The organism is Allobosea sp. GW821-FHT12C12 (assembly GCF_058807355.1).
Map to the genome: position 1 here is coordinate 47,148 of NZ_JBXAQP010000018.1, position 16,534 is coordinate 63,681.

Annotated in this window: 11 protein-coding genes; 3 read left to right on the forward strand and 8 right to left on the reverse strand. The window is 68.1% G+C overall.

Annotated elements, in window-relative coordinates:
* Positions 1-89 precede the first annotated feature (89 nt).
* The gene (locus tag AC1RRW_RS20495) at positions 90-674 is read right to left on the reverse strand and encodes a DNA polymerase III subunit epsilon (protein WP_492903313.1); all 585 of its coding nucleotides are present in this window, start codon (positions 672-674) and stop codon (positions 90-92) included.
* Positions 675-820: 146 nt separating this feature from the next.
* Positions 821-4,552 carry a vitamin B12-dependent ribonucleotide reductase gene (locus AC1RRW_RS20500; RefSeq protein ID WP_492903314.1) on the reverse strand — a complete coding sequence of 1,244 codons (3,732 nt, stop codon included), beginning with the start codon at positions 4,550-4,552 and terminating at the stop codon, positions 821-823.
* A gap of 722 nt (positions 4,553-5,274) precedes the next feature.
* Between AC1RRW_RS20500 and AC1RRW_RS20505 the strand changes: the two genes are divergently transcribed.
* Both AC1RRW_RS20505 and AC1RRW_RS20510 read left to right on the forward strand, forming a co-directional pair.
* Positions 5,275-5,685: an NADH:ubiquinone oxidoreductase subunit NDUFA12 gene (locus AC1RRW_RS20505; RefSeq protein WP_492903316.1), complete on the forward strand. Its 411-nt coding sequence runs from the start codon at positions 5,275-5,277 to the stop codon at positions 5,683-5,685.
* Positions 5,686-6,354: 669 nt separating this feature from the next.
* A complete protein-coding gene (locus AC1RRW_RS20510) occupies positions 6,355-6,984 on the forward strand; it encodes a DUF2155 domain-containing protein (RefSeq protein WP_492903318.1) in 630 nt (209 codons plus the stop codon).
* A gap of 9 nt (positions 6,985-6,993) precedes the next feature.
* Here AC1RRW_RS20510 and aat read toward each other — a convergent pair whose 3' ends face one another.
* From aat to AC1RRW_RS20535, 5 genes are all read right to left on the reverse strand, one after another.
* Entirely contained in the window at positions 6,994-7,671 is a 678-nt protein-coding gene (gene aat / locus AC1RRW_RS20515) for a leucyl/phenylalanyl-tRNA--protein transferase (protein WP_492903319.1), read from the reverse strand.
* A gap of 105 nt (positions 7,672-7,776) precedes the next feature.
* Positions 7,777-9,132, reverse strand: coding sequence for an acetyl-CoA carboxylase biotin carboxylase subunit (gene accC, locus AC1RRW_RS20520; protein ID WP_492903321.1), 1,356 nt, complete (start codon positions 9,130-9,132; stop codon positions 7,777-7,779).
* Between the two features lie 41 nt (positions 9,133-9,173).
* Positions 9,174-9,629 (reverse strand): acetyl-CoA carboxylase biotin carboxyl carrier protein, encoded by a 456-nt coding sequence (accB, locus tag AC1RRW_RS20525; protein ID WP_492903323.1) that lies wholly within the window; start codon positions 9,627-9,629, stop codon positions 9,174-9,176.
* A 77-nt stretch (positions 9,630-9,706) separates the two neighbouring features.
* Complete coding sequence (aroQ, locus tag AC1RRW_RS20530) at positions 9,707-10,165, reverse strand: type II 3-dehydroquinate dehydratase (RefSeq protein ID WP_492903325.1); 459 nt, start codon at positions 10,163-10,165, stop codon at positions 9,707-9,709.
* A gap of 198 nt (positions 10,166-10,363) precedes the next feature.
* Positions 10,364-11,161, reverse strand: a complete 798-nt coding sequence (locus AC1RRW_RS20535) for a DsbA family protein (protein ID WP_492903327.1) — start codon at positions 11,159-11,161, stop codon at positions 10,364-10,366.
* 136 nt (positions 11,162-11,297) lie between these two features.
* Between AC1RRW_RS20535 and AC1RRW_RS20540 the strand changes: the two genes are divergently transcribed.
* Entirely contained in the window at positions 11,298-12,488 is a 1,191-nt protein-coding gene (locus AC1RRW_RS20540) for a pyridoxal phosphate-dependent aminotransferase (RefSeq protein WP_492903329.1), read from the forward strand.
* Positions 12,489-13,005: 517 nt separating this feature from the next.
* Here the strand turns inward: AC1RRW_RS20540 and AC1RRW_RS20545 are convergent.
* Positions 13,006-15,867, reverse strand: a complete 2,862-nt coding sequence (locus tag AC1RRW_RS20545; protein WP_492903331.1) for an Rne/Rng family ribonuclease — start codon at positions 15,865-15,867, stop codon at positions 13,006-13,008.
* Between the last annotated feature and the right edge of the window lie 667 nt (positions 15,868-16,534).

The window sequence follows — 16,534 nt, forward strand, 5'->3', positions numbered from 1 at the left end:
CTCGCAAACCATCAGCGACGCAAGACGTGGATGGTCGCCACAAGGGCGACCATGACGGGGGAGCGATTTTGCTGCGCTTGTCGTTCGCGTCAGCTTGCGGCCCCGTCGCGCGTGAAGAACGATAGCAGATTTGCGTAGCCACGCGCGTCGTCGATGGCGCGATGGGTGTGTTCAACCGATCCCAGCCACTCGGGAGGATAGCGGTCCACGTCGCAATCCCATTGCCCGCGCCCGGTCTTGCCTGCGACGAACGACATGAGACAGAGCGTTGGATGCTTGAAGAGCCGCCCTGCAATCCAGGGCCCCTCTAACAAGGGATGTCCGGCGAAGCACCGCAGATAATGGTCGAACCAAGGTCCATCGACTGCCAAGGGATGCGCCGTGAAGATCGGCTCGCCGTCGAACGACCGAATCCAGGCAACAAATCGCCGAATGATTTCGTCAGGCGGTTCCGCGTCGGCTGTCGCCGCCTCCCAAGCCTGTGGATGCCTGGCCCAGAACGCCATTGTGACATCGTCTCGTCCGGCTCCCGGAAGTGGCTCCAGAACTGCCTCGAATTCGTCGAGCACGGTACCGGCAACAGAGACTGCGACGGAGCCGAATGACAGCATCGAATTCGCGCCCGGCGTCGGTCCGTCGAACTCGCAATCCGTGACGATATAGAGAGGTTGCATGCTTGGGTCGCTCGGCTGCTGTATCGACATCGATACGATGGCGCGTGTGCTTGCCCCGTGCAGCGCTGTTGATCAAGCCAACCGCAGACAGCAGAACGGCCGGAGAAGCTCCGGCCGCCTTGCCTGCAATCGACTGGGCGTCGATTTCACGAACACCCCGTCGTGCTCCCGCAGGTATTGCACTTCAGACACGTGCCGTTCCGCACGAGCGTGAAGTTGCCGCACTCGCCGCACGAGTCCCCGACATAGCCCTTCATGATCGCTTCCGCCCGGCGCTCGGACGCGCTCGGCTGGGCCGCCGGAGCGGCGAAGCCGAGCCTGGCCATTTCGGCCTCGCCATAGGCCTGCGGTTCCTCCTTCAGCGCCGTCGCGCCCGCCGTGGCGAAGGCGGTGACGTTGCTGCCGCCGCGCGCGACCGGCTCGGGGCTGAGGCCCGCGCCGCCCTGGATGGCGTGGAAGTTCATCGGCTTGCCGCGGCGGAAGCCCGTCGAGGCCAGCGGCGAGGTGGTGATCGGGGCCGTGACCTCCGGGGCCCTGTCCTGATCGACGCCGCCGCCGAGCACGTCGTGGCCGATCTCGCTCGGGTCGATATGGGCGAGCTCGTGCCGGCCGAGATAGCTGATCGCGAGCTCGCGGAAGACGTAGTCGAGGATCGAGGTCGCGTTCTTGATCGACTGGTTGCCCTGCACGAAGCCCGAGGGCTCGAAGCGCGTGAAGGTGAAGGCCTCGACATACTCCTCCAGCGGCACGCCGTATTGCAGGCCGAGCGAGACCGCGATGGCGAAGTTGTTCATCATCGCCCGGAAGGCCGCGCCCTCCTTGTGCATGTCGATGAAGATCTCGCCGAGGCGTCCGTCGGCATATTCGCCGGTGTGGACATAGACCTTGTGGCCGCCGACGACCGCCTTCTGGATGTAGCCGGTGCGGCGGCTCGGCATCTTCTCACGCTCGCGCACGACCTTCTCGACGATGCGCTCGACGATCTTCTCGGTGAGCTGCGTCGTGCGCGCCGCCATCGGCATCTGGTGATGCGCCTCGACCGCCTCGTCCTCGTCGTCCTCGTCGGCGATCAGGGCCGAGTTCAGCGGCTGGGAGAGCTTCGAGCCGTCGCGGTAGAGGGCGTTGGCCTTCAGCGCCAGCTTCCAGGACAGCATGTAGGCGCTCTTGCAGTCCTCGACGGTGGCGTCGTTGGGCATGTTGATGGTCTTCGAGATCGCCCCCGAGATGAAGGGCTGGGCCGCCGCCATCATGCGGATATGGCTCTCGACCGAGAGATAGCGCTTGCCGATGCGCCCGCAGGGATTGGCGCAGTCGAAGACGGCGTAGTGCTCGAGCTTGAGGTGCGGCGCGCCCTCCAGCGTCATCGCCCCGCAGACATGGACGTTGGCGGCCTCGATCTCGGCCTTGGAGAAGCCGAGGAAGGGCAGCAGCTCGAAGGCGGGATCGGCCAGCTTCTCGGCCGGGACCTTCAGCGTGTCGAGGAGGAAATCCTCGCCCAGCGTCCACTTGTTGAAGACGAACTTGATGTCGAAGGCGGCCTTCAGATCCTTCTCGACCGCGTCGATCCTGTCCTGCGGGAAGCCCCTGGCGCGAAGCGAGCCGTGGTTGACGCCGGGCGCCTGGGCCATCGAGCCGTGGCCGACGGCATAGGCCTCGATCTCGGCGATCTCGCTCTCGCGATAGCCGAGCGCGCGCAGCGCGTCGGGAGCGGCCGCGTTGATGATCTTGAAATAGCCGCCGCCTGCGAGCTTCTTGAACTTCACCAGCGCGAAATCGGGCTCGATGCCGGTGGTGTCGCAATCCATGACGAGCCCGATCGTGCCGGTCGGCGCGATCACGGTCGCCTGGGCGTTGCGGTAGCCGTGCTGTTCGCCGAGCGCCAGCGCCTGGTCCCAGGTGGCTTTGGCGCGCTCGGACAGGATCGCTGAGGAGCCGCCGAGCCTTGCCAGCGTGCCGTGGTCGAGCGGGACGGGTGTGACTTCCAGCCCCTCATAGCCCGTGGCCATGCCATGCGCCGCGACGCGGTGGTTGCGGATGACGCGCAGCATGTGGCTCGCGTTCTTCCTGTAGCCCGGGAAGGGGCCGAGCTCGCCCGCCATCTCGGCCGAGGTCGCATAGGAGACGCCGGTCATCACGGCGGTCAGCGCGCCGGCGAGCGCGCGGCCCTCGTCCGAATCGTAGCCGAGGCCCATGGTCATCAAGAGGCCGCCGATATTGGCGTAGCCGAGGCCGAGCGTGCGGTACTCGTAGGAGAGCTCGGCGATCTCGCGGCTCGGGAACTGCGCCATCGTCACCGAGATCTCGAGCACGACGGTCCAGAGCCGGCAGAGATGCTCGTAGGCCGCGACGTCGAAGGCCTTCGCCTCGCGGTCGTAGAACTGCAGCAGGTTGGCCGAGGCCAGGTTGCAGGCGGTGTCGTCGAGGAACATGTATTCCGAGCAGGGATTGGACGCGCGGATGCGCCCCGACGCCTTGCAGGTGTGCCAGTCGTTCATCGTGGTGTTGAAGTGCAGGCCCGGATCGGCCGAGGCCCAGGCGGCGTAGCCGATCTTCTCCCAGAGGTCGCGGGCCTTCAGGGTCTTGGTGACCTTGCCGGTGGTGCGGCCGGTCAGGTTCCAGTCGCCGTCGGTCTCGACGGCGCGCAGGAAGTCGTCGGTGAGCGAGACCGAGTTGTTCGAGTTCTGGCCGGAGACGGTGAGATAGGCCTCCGAATCCCAGTCGGTGTCGTAGATGTCGAACCGGATCTCGGTATAGCCCTGCCGGGCGAACTGGATCACGCGCCTGATGTAGTTGTCCGGCACCATCGCCTTGCGGGCGAGCTTGACCTCGCGCTTGAGGGCGGGGTTCTTGTCCGGGTCGAAGCAGGCGTCGGGCTTGGAACCATCCGGGCCTTCGCAGTTCACGCAGGCCTTCATCACGGCCTTCATGTGCTTCTGCACGGTCTTGGAGCCGGTGACGAGAGCGGCGACCTTCTGCTCCTCGCGGACCTTCCAGTCGATATAGGTCTCGATGTCGGGGTGGTCGACATCAACCACGACCATCTTGGCGGCGCGCCGCGTCGTGCCGCCCGACTTGATCGCGCCGGCCGCCCGGTCGCCGATCTTGAGGAAGGACATCAGGCCGGACGAGCGGCCGCCGCCGGCGAGCTTCTCGCCCTCGCCGCGCAGCAGCGAGAAGTTCGAGCCGGTGCCGGAGCCGTATTTGAACAGGCGCGCCTCGCGGACCCAGAGGTCCATGATGCCGCCCTCGTTGACGAGGTCGTCCTGCACGCCCTGGATGAAGCAGGCATGGGGCTGCGGGTGCTCGTAGCTCGACTTCGACTTGGTGAGCTTGCCGGTCTTGAAGTCGACGTAGAAATGGCCCTGGCTCGGCCCGTCGATGCCATAGGCCCAGTGCAGGCCGGTGTTGAACCATTGCGGCGAGTTCGGCGCGACCATCTGCATGGCGAGCATGAAGCGCAATTCGTCATGGAAGGCCTGCGCGTCCTCCTCGGAGGAGAAATAGCCGCCCTTCCAGCCCCAATAGGTCCAGCAGCCGGCGAGCCGGTCGAACACCTGCCTGGAGGAGATCTCGGAGCCGTAGCGTTCCTTCTCGGGCAGCCGGGCGAGCGCCGCCTCGTCCGGCACGCAGCGCCACAGGAATGAGGGGACGTCGTTCTCCTCGACCTTCTTCAGCGCGGCCGGCACGCCGGCCTTGCGGAAATACTTCTGCGCGAGCACGTCGCTGGCGACCTGCGACCAGGCCTCCGGCACCTCGATGCCCTCGAGGCGGAACACCACCGAGCCGTCGGGATTGCGGATCTCGCTGATCGCCGAGCGGAACGGGATCGCCGAGTAAGGCGACTGGCCTGGGGAGGTGTAACGGCGCTCGATGCGCATAACTGTAATTCCCTCGCATTGCCGCGGACGCGAAAAGCGCCCCGCGCGGCCGGTTGATCCCCGGCTCCTGATGTCAGCCCAACTCGGTTTGATGCCCCATGGACGCCAGCGCGGTTCGTGCCGCCCTGTATCGTCCGGTTGCGGCCAGCGCGGCCGCAGACACGTCTTCGCCGCCACTCTCGCGAGTGCGCTGCGGTGACCGCTTCGACCCCTCCGGAAACTCTTTTGCGGGTGTCGATTGGGCGTTTCCGCCAGCCGTCACGCGACCGTCAAAAACTAGTCCCGAATGGGCGGTCACGTCAAGGATTAGTGCGCGGCGATCGCTGTGGACACGACATCTGGTAGGGATGTGTGGGTTATGGGGATAAGTTTCAAGGCCCGGGCCAAGCCACGGGAATCGCGTGCGGAATCCCCTGTCGCTGTCGAGCGTGACACATCACGCGGACAGGGACAGTGGCAAAAATGCCATCTGTCATGGTTTCCGTTCGGTCAATGCCGGCGACCTAACGGCAGCTCGCGCAACCGATCTCTGCGGCGCGAGGGTCAAGTACTTGAAACGGCGCGGTCTTGGCGCTCGCGGCCCGATTGCCGGGGCGTTTCCGAATCGCGGCCGAATCGTGGCGGGATTTCGGCGCGGCCGGGTCGGGCGTCGTCAGGCTGGACAGGGTGCCAGCCCGGCTTCATAAGACGCGCAAGGCAACCGACCGCGACGGGCAGGACTTATGAAGCCTTTGCTGCTGCAGATCTTCACCTGGTGGAACGGCCAGACCATCGGCACGCGCTTCCACACCTGGCGCTTCGGCGAGCGCGTCGGCGAGGACGAGTTCGGCAACGTCTATTACCGCACCAGGGGCGGGGCGAAGGACAAGGCGCTCGGCCTCCAGCGCCGCTGGGTCGTCTACAATGGCGAGGCCGAGGCCTCGCGCATACCGCCGGGCTGGAACGGTTGGCTGCACCACACCGTCGACATCGCCCCCTCGGAGGAGCGCTACCAGCCGCGCGCTTGGCAGGAGCCGCACCAGCAGAACTGGACCGGCACGGCGCTGGCCTGGCGCCCGCAGGGCTCGACGCTGGCCGAGGGCGAGCGCCCGGCCGCGACGGGGGATTACGAGGCATGGACGCCGGGGCGGTGAGTCAGTCCTTGAAGAGCAGCGCGGGATAGCCGCGCGCTGTGGATGATGCGGACGATTTCGACCTTGTCCGCGCTGACACGACAGAAGATCAGGTAGCCGGCGTGCAGACGCTTGCGCAGCCCATCGGCGCGGCATCTACCCCGCCGCGCCGCAATCTTCGTCACATATCGCACTTCGTCACATATCGCCGCTGCCGGTGATCATCTTGCTGTTGCGCGGGACGCCGAGCGTGATCAGCACGCCGTCGATCAGGATGGCTCCGTTCTTGCGCAGCAGGATCTCGGAGCGATCCACCTTGATCCTCAGCCCTTCGGCACGGGCTCGATGTATGCTCGAGCCGCTCGATGCGCCGCCACAGCGCCTGAATGTGCTTCTTGTGGTTTGCGATCTCAGCCGCCTGCGATGCGTTCACATGCATGTTGAGCGAATTCAGCTGCAAGGAGGCCCCGATGGCGGCATCCTGCTTGTTGTCTCGCGTGGTCATGGCGATCCCCTCATCGTGCCGAGCGCGGATGACGCCGGTTACGGAACCGGCCCAACGCCGTCGAGTCGCGGCGCCATACCCCCCACCGACGCCCTTTTTCCGCTGCGATTGGCGTGTTACTGCGCTCGCGGCGCGGCTTTGCCGCCTCACGATTCCCGGCCGCCGAAACGAAGCGCTTGATCCGCATGTCCTCGCACAGCAGACACTCCGTCCTCGCGCTCGCAGGCGCGGTCCTCGCGACGCTGGCGCTGGCCGGCCCGGCGCAGGCCGACCGCATCCGCAATCCGACCGCCGTCTTCGCGGGGCTGGACAAGATCACCGGGCGGATCATCTCCTTCGAGGTGGCGATCGACGAGACGGTGCAGTTCGGCGCGCTGCAGTTGACGCCGCGCGTCTGCTGGACCAGGCCGCCGACCGATGCGCCGCAGACCACGAGCTTCACCGAGGTCGACGAGGTGACGTTCTCGAACGAATACCGGCGCATCTTCACCGGCTGGATGTATGCGGCGAGCCCCGGCCTGCACGGCGTCGAGCACGCGATCTACGACGTCTGGCTGACCGATTGCAAAGGCGGCACCGAACTGGTGGTCGATCCCAAGGAGCCCGAGGCTCCGGTCGCCGAGGAGCCGCGCCGGCCGCCGCGCACGCAGCCGGCGCGCGACGTCAACCAGCCGCCGCCGGGTCCGCCGGCGCCCGGCGGGCGCATCGACGTGCTGCCGCAGCAGGGCGTGCCGGTCGCGCCGCGCCAGGCGCCGTCGCAGCGCTTCTTCCCGACCAATCCGGCCGGCGGCCGCGATCCCACGGGCGGCAACTGAGCGTCTCGATCAGGGCGCGAGCTCGGCCAGCGCCTGCGCGCCGTTCGGGCTCGTCCCGCGCGGCCAGCACCACCAGTCGCCCGGGTTCCTGACCGCCGCCTCCAGCAGGCGCTGATAGGCCAGGCGCGGCACCTCCATCGTGCCGAACTGGGCGAGGTGGCTGGTCTGGAACTGCGCATCCAATAGCGAGAAGCCGCCGCGCCTCAGCCGCGCCACGAGATGGACCAAGGCCACCTTCGAGGCGTCGGTCTCGCGGTGGAACATGGATTCGCCGAAGAAGGCGCCGCCCAGCGCCAGGCCGTAGAGCCCGCCGACGAGGCGGTGGTCGCGCCAGCACTCGACGGTATGGGCATGGCCGAGCCGGAACAGCCCGCCGAAGATCTCGCGGATGCGTCCGTTGATCCAGGTCTCGCGCCGGTCGGCCTTGGCCTCGGCGCAGGCCGCGATGACGTGCTCGAACTCGCTGTCGACCCTGATCTCGAAACGGTCGGCGCGCACGGTCCGGGCCAGCCGCGACGGCAGATGGAACCGTTCCAGCGGGACGACGCCGCGCAGTTCCGGCTCGACCCAGAACAGGCCTGGATCGTCGGCGCTCTCGGCCATCGGGAAGATGCCTGCGGAATAGGCGCGCAGCATCACCTCGGGCGTGATGACCGGCGAGCGGATCGGGACGGAACGGGCCTTCATGCGGGCAGGGGAGCGCGGGCGGGGCGGGGAGTCAAACGGAAGCGTGACCTGTTCTCTCCGTCATGATCGGCACAAGGCCGACCGTGACGGGAAAGTGCTCAGCCCTCAGCTCTCGCCCATCCCCCCGGCGGCCAGGAATGTCTCCAGCCAGTGGATGTTGTAGTCGCCGTTGAGGATGTCCTGGTTGCGCACCAGCGTCCGGAACAGGGGCAGGGTGGTGTCGACGCCGTCGACGACGAACTCGTCGAGCGAGCGGCGCAGGCGCATCAGGCATTCGGCCCGGTTGCGGCCATGGACGATCAGCTTGCCGACCAGCGAATCGTAATGCGGCGGGATGACGTAGCCCTGATAGGCGGCCGAATCGACGCGGACGCCGAGGCCGCCCGGCGTATGGAACGAGGCGATCCTGCCGGGCGAGGGCCGGAAGGTCGCGTGATGCTCGGCATTGACGCGGCACTCGATGGCGTGGCCCTCCATGACGATGTCGGACTGCTTCAGCGACAAGGTCGCGCCGGCCGCGATCCGGATCTGCTCGTTGACGAGGTCGATCCCGGTGATCATCTCGGTGACCGGATGCTCGACCTGGATGCGGGTGTTCATCTCGATGAAGTAGAACTCGCCGTCCTCGTAGAGGAACTCGATCGTGCCGGCGCCGAGATAGCCGAGCTTGGCCATGGCCTCCGCGCAGATCGTGCCGATCCGGTCGCGCTCGCCGGCGTTGAGAGCGGGCGAGGGGCCTTCCTCCCAGACCTTCTGGTGGCGGCGCTGCAGCGAGCAGTCGCGCTCGCCGAGATGGATGGCGTGGCCCTTGCCGTCGCCCAGCACCTGGAGCTCGATATGGCGCGGCTTCTCGAGATATTTCTCGATATAGACCGCGTCGTCGCCGAAATTGGCCTTGGCCTCGGTGCGGGCGGTCGAGAGCGCGACGGAGAGCTCGTCCTCGCCGCGCACGACCTTCATGCCCTTGCCGCCGCCGCCGGACGCCGCCTTAATGATGACGGGAAAACCGATCTCGTGGCAGATGCGCAGCGCCTCGCCGTCGTCGGTGACGCCGCCCTCGGAGCCCGGCACGCAGGGGATGCCGAGCGCCTTGGCGGTGCGCTTGGCCTCGATCTTGTCGCCCATCGAGCGGATATGCTCGGCCTTGGGGCCGATGAAGGTGATGTCGTGGCGGTCGAGGATCTCGGCGAAACGTGCGTTCTCGGAGAGGAAGCCGTAGCCCGGATGGACGGCGTCGGCGCCCGTGATCTCGCAGGCGGCGATCAGCGCCGGGATGTTGAGATAGCTATCGCGGGCCGGCGGGGGGCCGATGCAGACGCTTTCGTCGGCGAGGCGCACATGCATGGCGTTGGCGTCGGCGGTGGAATGGACCGCGACGGTCGAGATGCCGAGCTCCTTGGCGGCGCGCAGCACCCTCAGCGCGATCTCGCCCCGGTTGGCGATCAGGATCTTGTCGAACATCTGGAACCCGGCATCTAAGTCGTCCTTTCCGCGCGCGAGGCTCACTCGATCACCAGCATCGGCTCGCCGTATTCGACGGGCTGGCCGTCCTCGACGAGGATGGCGGTGACGGTGCCGGCGCGCGAGGCGACGATGTCGTTGAAGGTCTTCATCGCCTCGACCAGCAGGACGCGCTCGCCGACCTTCACGACGGAGCCGATCTCGACGAAGGGTTTGCTGTCGGGCGAGGGGCGGCGATAGGCGGTGCCGACCATGGGCGAGGTCACCGCGCCCGGATGGGCCGCGGCCGGCTTGCCTTCGACGGGGGCGGCGGGCGCCGCCAGCGCGACGGGGGCGGCAGCGGCGGCGGCCGGAACCTGCACCGTCGCGGCGATGGCGCGGGCGACGCGGACGCGCAGGTCGCCCTTCTCGACCTCGATCTCGGTCAGGTCGGTCTCGTTGAGGAGCTGCGCCAGCTCGCGCACCAGTTCTGGATCGATCGGGCTCTTGGTCGCCATGGCGGTGTCACCGTCTTCGTGGTCTTTTAGGGCCGGGCGCCTTGCGGCGTCATCGGTCCGTTGAGGATACTGGCCGTTCAGGCTCGCGGTTTCGCGGCCCGCCCTTCCAGAAGCGGCACGATGGCGTCGAAAGCGAGATCGTAGCTCGCGACGCCGAAGCCGCAGATCACGCCGACGCAGACCGGCGCCATAAAGGAATGGTGCCGGAACTCCTCGCGGGCGTGGACATTCGAGACATGCACCTCGATGGCGAGCGCCTCGGCGCCCTTGATCGCGTCGCGCAGCGCGACGGAGGTGTGGGTATAGGCGCCGGCATTGATGATCACGCCCGCGCCGGCGAGGCCCGCCTGCTGCACGAACGTGACGAGCTCGCCCTCGCAATTGGTCTGGCGGAAGGTCAGTTCGACCTTCGCGGCCGCGGCCTTCGCCTTGAGCCGCTCCTCGACGCCGGCCAGCGTCACCGCGCCATAGGTGGCGGGTTCGCGGGTGCCGAGCAGGTTGAGGTTGGGCCCGTTGAGAACGTGGACGGCGACCATGGCGCGAGGGTGTCCTGCGCCGCCCGCGGGCGGCAGAGGCCGTCCTCATAGACGCTGCGGCGGGCGAGGGGAAGCCTTTCGCGCCGTCGGCGGGTCATGGATTCGACCCTCGGCCCTCATCCCGCGGGGCGCGTCTCGGGATCCTCAGGATGAGGGCTGAAAAAATGCAGAGCGAACCTTCAGGCCCAGGTCGACGCCTCACCCGCCGCAGTCGGTCTTGCCGCATTTGCGGATGGCGTCGATCTTGGCCTTGAGCGGGCCTGCGCCGACGGCGCCGAAAACGACCTCGTCGCCGACGATGAAGGCCGGCGTTCCGGTGAGGCCCAGACGGTCGCCGAGGGCGACCGTGTCCTCGATCGCGGCTTTCACGGCCGGGCCGTCCATCTCCTTCTTCGCCCGCTCGACATCGACGCCGAATTCCTTGGCGACATCGAGCGCCTTGGCGGCGTTGACCCGGCCTTTGGCGGCCATCAGCCTGACGTGGAAGTCGAAATATTTCTGGCCCTGGATCTGGTTCTTCACGGCGAGCGCGACGCGGCTCGCCTCGACCGAATCGGGTCCGAGGATCGGAAAGTCCTTGATCACGATCCTCAGTTTGGGATCGTCCTTGGCCAGGGTCCGGACGTCTTCCACCGCCTTTTTGCAGAAGCCGCAATTGTAATCCAGGAACTCGACGAGGGTGACGTCGCCCTGCGGGTTGCCGAGGATCACCGAGGTGGCGGGGTCGACCAGGCGGGCCTTCTCGGAGGCGACGGCCGAGCGCTGCGCCTCGGCCTGCGCGACCGAGTTGCGGCGCTCCAGCTCGACCAGGGCCTCCTGGACGATCTCGGGGTTCTTCAGGATGGTCTCGCGGATCAGCTCGGTCACGGCCTTGCGCTGATCGGGCGTCAGCGACTGGGCCGTGACGGGCGCGGTCGCCAGCGAGAGCCCGAGCGCCAGCATCAAGCCGGGAAGGCCGAAGCCGCGCCCCAGGCGCGGCAGAATCGCAAAAGTCATGTCGTCGTCCTTTCGGAGCCGCCGCGGCGCGGCAATGGTCTCGATATCACCGCTTCTCGGCTGTTGCGCCCGTCACGTCAATTCACAGCTGTGCCAGCGGTTGCCGTCATGGCGCCGCCGGGCTAGGTCCGGCGGCATGACAAAGCCCGTCGCTCCTGCGGCCGTCCAGCCGCTGCCCGCCGCCCGCGCGCAGGCCGTTTCGCCCTTCATCGTCATGGATGTGATGAACCAGGCGGCCGCGATCGAGCGCACCGGGAGCTCGGTGATCCACATGGAGGTCGGGCAGCCCTCCGCCCCGACGCCGGCCTCGATCCGGGCGGCCGCGCACCGCGCGCTGGAGCATGGCCGGATCGGCTACACCCAGGCGCTGGGCAAGGATTCGCTGCGCGAGCGTATCGCGAGACATTACCACGAGGCCTATGGCGTCGCCGTGGGGCCGAGCCGCGTCGTGGTGACGACCGGCTCGTCCGGCGGCTTCATCCTGGCGTTCCTGGCCTGCTTCCAGCCGGGCGCGCGCGTCGCCATCACCGCGCCGGGCTATCCGGCCTATCGCAACATCCTGATCGCGCTCGGGCTGGAGCCGGTCGCGATCGAGGTCGGCCCCGAGACGCGGTTCGCGCTGACGCCGGAGCTGATCGCCAGGGCGCATGCGGAAAAACCGCTGGCCGGGGTGCTGACGATGAGCCCGGCCAACCCGACCGGCGTGGTGATGGCGCCCGACGCGATCGCGGCGGCGGCGGCGCAATGCCGGCGGCTCGGACTCTGGTACATCTCCGACGAGATCTATCACGGGCTGACCTACGAGCAGCCGGCGACGACGGCGCTCGAAGCCGATCCCGACGCGATCGTCGTCAACTCGTTCTCGAAATATTATTGCATGACCGGCTGGCGCGTCGGCTGGCTCGTGGTGCCGGAACGCATGGTCCGCACGGTCGAGCGGCTGCAGCAGAACCTGTCGATCTCGGTGCCCTATCTGAGCCAGGTCGCGGGCGAGGCGGCGTTCGAGGCGACCGCCGAATGCGAGGCGATCAAGGCCGGCTATGCGCAGAACCGCGCCTTCCTGCTCGAGGCGCTGCCCGGGATCGGCCTCGGCGACTTCCTGCCCGTCGACGGGGCATTCTACATCTATTGCGACATCGGGCGGTATTCCAACGATTCCATGCAGTTCTGCCGTGATGTTCTCGAACGGAGTCATGTCGCGATCACGCCGGGGCTGGATTTCGACGAGGGTCGAGGGGCGCGCACGGTCAGGCTGTCCTTCGCCGGTTCGCTCGCCGAATGCGCGGAGGCGGTGGCGCGGCTCGGTGGCTGGATGAGGGGGCGGTGACGGGCGAGCCACCCACCAAGGCTTGCCGTGCAAAAACGACAAGGCAGATAGAGCGACCCAGTTCGAGGTCAGTATCGAGCCGTCTCCGGAACCTTGACCGAGAAATAGGAGCCCGAACCCGCTCATCGTGAGCAACGCTCCCGCGATAACGAAGAGCCGCGCCGTCGAAACGGATATTGCCGTCTCAGCCCGGAGACTGGCGGGATCGGCGGGTTCATGCCCGGCTTCGGTGCGGAAATGGCTTGCATAGGATTCCGGCGTCGAATGCGTGCTGACCGGGCTATCGCGTTCGAGCTCGACCCTGACAGCAACGAACAAGACCAGCAGCCCGAGCAGCGCCATGCCCAGGCCGCCGAGCGCCTGTCAGCCGAGCCAGGCGAGGCCGAGCAGCCCGCGGCTGCACCGAGCGCGATCAGAACCTGTCGTTCGCGGTCGCGGGGCGGCGGCATCGCAGGTACCTCAGGCACCTCAGGTCATGAAAAAGGCCGCCGCGATCTCTCGCGGCGGCCCGATCGTTTCAGCCCCGTCCGGCCAGCTTGTTCCACCAGCCGCCACGCTTGGGGCGGTCGGGGTCGGGCGGGGTCAGGACGACCGCGACCGGCTCCTCGACCGGGGGCCTGACCTTGGCCGGCGATTCGAGATCGAGCGGGGCCGGCACGGGGTCGGGCTCCGGGTTCGACGCGGGAGCCGCGGCCGGGGCGGGCGGGGCGTCCGGCGCCGCCGCGACGCCGTCCTCGGCGATCGCGACCGCCTTCCTGGCGCGCGAGCGGCGCTTGGGCTTCTCGGCCTGGGCGGGAACCGCCTCCGCGACCGGCCCGGCCGCCGGCTCGACGGTCTCGGCGTCCAGCGGCGCGTCCGCCGGGGCTTCCGCCTCGGCCGCGTCGACCCTCGACTTGCCGCGTCCGCCGCGACGGCCGCGGCGCGGCTTGGCGTTTTCCCCGGCGTCCGCCTCGGCGGCGTCCGTCGCGGCCGGCGCTTGCGCGACCGGAGCGGCGGCAGCCGTCTCGCTGGCCTCCGCGGCGTTGTCGTCGCCGTCCTCGTCGCCCTCGCCATCATCGTCCCCGTCGGCGTCCGCGCCGCCGTCGAGACGCACGCCATCGGCGTCGCGCTCGCCGCCACGCCGCCGACGCCGGCGACGCCGGCGCTTGCGGCCGCCTTCGCCACGGGCTTCGCCGTCACTGGGGCGCTCGGAGCGGGCTCCGCCGATCGCGGGCTCCGCGCTTTCGTCCTCGGCTCCGAGCGCCTCGGCCTCGGCGGCGGCGTCGAGCGCCTCGTCGTCGAGATCGGCGGGAACGGCCTCGGCCTTGAAGGCGGTCGGGATGATCCGGCCCTCATTGCCGACGAACTCGCCGCGCTCGACCTCGAAATAGCGCGTGCCGAGCAGGGTCGCGTCGACAGCGACGCCGATCGCGATGCCGAAGCGGGTTTCCAGATCGGTCAGGTGGGCGCGCTTCTGGTTGAGCACATAGAGCGCGACCTCGGGCCTCGTCCGGACGGTGAGGTTGTGCGAGGCGCTCTTGATCAGGTTCTCCTCGAGCGCGCGCAGGATCTGCAGCGAGACGGACGCGGCCGAGCGCATCATGCCGGCGCCGGCGCAATGCGGGCAGGGCACGGACGAGCTCTCCAGCACGCCGGTGCGGATGCGCTGGCGCGACATCTCCAGCAGGCCGAAGGCCGAGATCCGACCGACCTGGATGCGGGCCCGGTCGTCCTTGAGGCAGTCCTTCAGCTTCTTCTCGACGGCGCGGTTGTTGCGGTTCTCCTCCATGTCGATGAAATCGATCACGATGAGGCCGGCGAGGTCGCGCAGGCGGAGCTGGCGGGAAATCTCATCCGCCGCCTCGAGGTTGGTCTTGAGGGCGGTGTCCTCGATGTTGTGCTCGCGGGTCGAGCGCCCGGAGTTGATGTCGATCGCGACCAGCGCCTCGGTCTGGTTGATGACGATGTAGCCGCCGGATTTCAGCGTGACCGTGTTGGAGAACATCGCGTCGAGCTGGCTCTCGACGCCGAAACCGGCGAAGAGCGGCGTCTGCTCGCGATAGGCCTTCACGCTCTTGGCCTGGCTCGGCATGAGCATGCGCATGAAGTCCTTGGCCTCGCGGTAGGCCTCGTCGCCGGCGACATGGACCTCGTCGATGTCCTTGTTGTAGAGGTCGCGGATCGAGCGCTTGACGAGGTTGCCCTCCTCATAGACCAGCGCCGGGGCGACCGAGGCCAGCGTCAGCTCGCGCACGCTCTCCCACATCCGCATCAGGTATTCGTAGTCGCGCCTGATCTCGGGCTTGGTGCGCGACGCGCCGGCCGTGCGCAGGATGATGCCCATCCCGTCCGGCACCTCGAGCTCGGAGGCGACTTCCTTGAGGCGCTTGCGGTCCTCGGCGTTGGTGATCTTGCGCGAGATGCCGCCGCCCTTGCCGGTGTTCGGCATCAGCACGGAATAGCGTCCGGCGAGCGAGAGATAGGTGGTCAGCGCCGCGCCCTTGTTGCCGCGCTCCTCCTTGACGACCTGGACCAGGATGATCTGGCGGCGCTTGATCACCTCCTGGATCTTGTACTGGCGGCGCGAATGGCGCTGCGGGCGCTCCTGGATGTCGTCGAGCGCGTCGCCGCCGCCGAGCTGCTCGGGCTCGTCCCGGGCGTCGTCGGACTGGTCTTCGCCGTCCTCCTGGCCGTCCTCGTCCTCGTCGGAGCGCTTGCGGGCCTCTTCGCCTTCGGCGCCGTCTTCCGCCGCCCCGGCGGCCGCGACGCTCTTTGTCTCGAAGGTCAACGGCGCCGCGTTCCCGACCGCGTCCTCGCTGGCGGATTCGGTCACCGACGGCGCGAACTCGTCGCCATTGGCGGGCGCGCCCTCGCTGACCATGGCGGCTTCCTTGCCGTCGGTCTGGATTTGGCCGTCGGTCTGGATTTGGCCGTCGGTCTGGACGTGGTCGTCGGTCTGGCTGTCGGCGCCGCTTTCGGAGGTCTCGACCTCGGCGCTCACCGTCTCGTCGTTCGAGGCCTTCCTGGCGCGGCCGTCGCGGTCGCCGCGGCGGCCCCGGTCGCGGCGGCCGCGCTTCTCGCGCTTCTCCTCGCCCTGCTCCTCCTCGCGGTCGGCGCGGGCCTCATCGGCCAGCAGCGCCTGCCGGTCGGCCATCGGGATCTGGTAGTAGTCCGGGTGGATTTCGGAGAAGGCCAGGAAGCCGTGGCGGTTGCCGCCATATTCGACGAAGGCGGCCTGGAGCGAGGGCTCCACGCGCGTCACCTTCGCCAGGTAGATGTTGCCGCGCAGGGGCTTCCTGCTGGCGGATTCGAAATCAAATTCCTCGACGCGGGATCCGCGAACCACCACGACCCGGGTCTCCTCCGGGTGGGTGGCGTCGATGAGCATCTTGTTGGCCATATGAGGTGTCCATGGGCGCGACGGCCGACACCCGCCGGGCCGCGGACGAAAATCCGCTGCCGCGGGCAGGGGCGCCGCGCGAAGGCCGGCTCGCGCCGGCATGTTGCGGGAGGGTCGAAGGGGACGGGACAGGATGGCGGCTCGGGAAATCCACGCGGGGCAAGAGCCCGGCGCGGTCCCGCAGGTCTAGACGATCGACGTTTGTGGAAAGCGGCGTCGTATGCCCCGACATATGTCCCGACCTGCGGCGCGTCCCGCCTTGAACAGCAGGGCACGCCGCGATTGCACGCTCGCGAGACGTGGCCGTGCGCCTGAAAACAGGCGCCCCCGGCTCCGGCCGTCTGCGGACGATCCGTTTGCGGTTGACTTGCGGCGGCCGAACCCGGAATGGGCCGGTCGCCTTGGGCTTGGCCCCGGACGCCGACGGATCCTCGGATCCGGATGCGCACCATGGGCCGCCTCGCCAGGCAACCAATACCCATTACAGACAGGAGGGCGTGTTTTGCAAGTCACATCGCGCCGGCAATGCAATGGCGCGGCGTCGCGGCGGTTTTCGGGGTGGGGCGGCCATGGTAACCGCCTGTTAGGGTTTCGCGCCGCTATGGTTAAGCATTCCCGATTTTCCATGGGACAACGCCGCTGATCTCTCGTCTCAGCCCCCACCGCG

Excerpts from the sequence above, each read along its gene's own strand:
- AC1RRW_RS20505 (WP_492903316.1), top strand. The coding sequence starts at position 5,275 with ATGAAGCCTTTGCTGCTGCAGATCTTCACCTGGTGGAACGGCCAGACC.
- AC1RRW_RS20545 (WP_492903331.1), bottom strand. The coding sequence starts at position 15,867 with ATGGCCAACAAGATGCTCATCGACGCCACCCACCCGGAGGAGACCCGG.
- accC (WP_492903321.1), bottom strand. The coding sequence starts at position 9,132 with ATGTTCGACAAGATCCTGATCGCCAACCGGGGCGAGATCGCGCTGAGG.
- aroQ (WP_492903325.1), bottom strand. The coding sequence starts at position 10,165 with ATGGTCGCCGTCCACGTTCTCAACGGGCCCAACCTCAACCTGCTCGGC.
- AC1RRW_RS20510 (WP_492903318.1), top strand. The coding sequence starts at position 6,355 with ATGTCCTCGCACAGCAGACACTCCGTCCTCGCGCTCGCAGGCGCGGTC.
- AC1RRW_RS20535 (WP_492903327.1), bottom strand. The coding sequence starts at position 11,161 with ATGACTTTTGCGATTCTGCCGCGCCTGGGGCGCGGCTTCGGCCTTCCC.
- aat (WP_492903319.1), bottom strand. The coding sequence starts at position 7,671 with ATGAAGGCCCGTTCCGTCCCGATCCGCTCGCCGGTCATCACGCCCGAG.
- AC1RRW_RS20500 (WP_492903314.1), bottom strand. The coding sequence starts at position 4,552 with ATGCGCATCGAGCGCCGTTACACCTCCCCAGGCCAGTCGCCTTACTCG.
- accB (WP_492903323.1), bottom strand. The coding sequence starts at position 9,629 with ATGGCGACCAAGAGCCCGATCGATCCAGAACTGGTGCGCGAGCTGGCG.
- AC1RRW_RS20495 (WP_492903313.1), bottom strand. The coding sequence starts at position 674 with ATGCAACCTCTCTATATCGTCACGGATTGCGAGTTCGACGGACCGACG.
- AC1RRW_RS20540 (WP_492903329.1), top strand. The coding sequence starts at position 11,298 with ATGACAAAGCCCGTCGCTCCTGCGGCCGTCCAGCCGCTGCCCGCCGCC.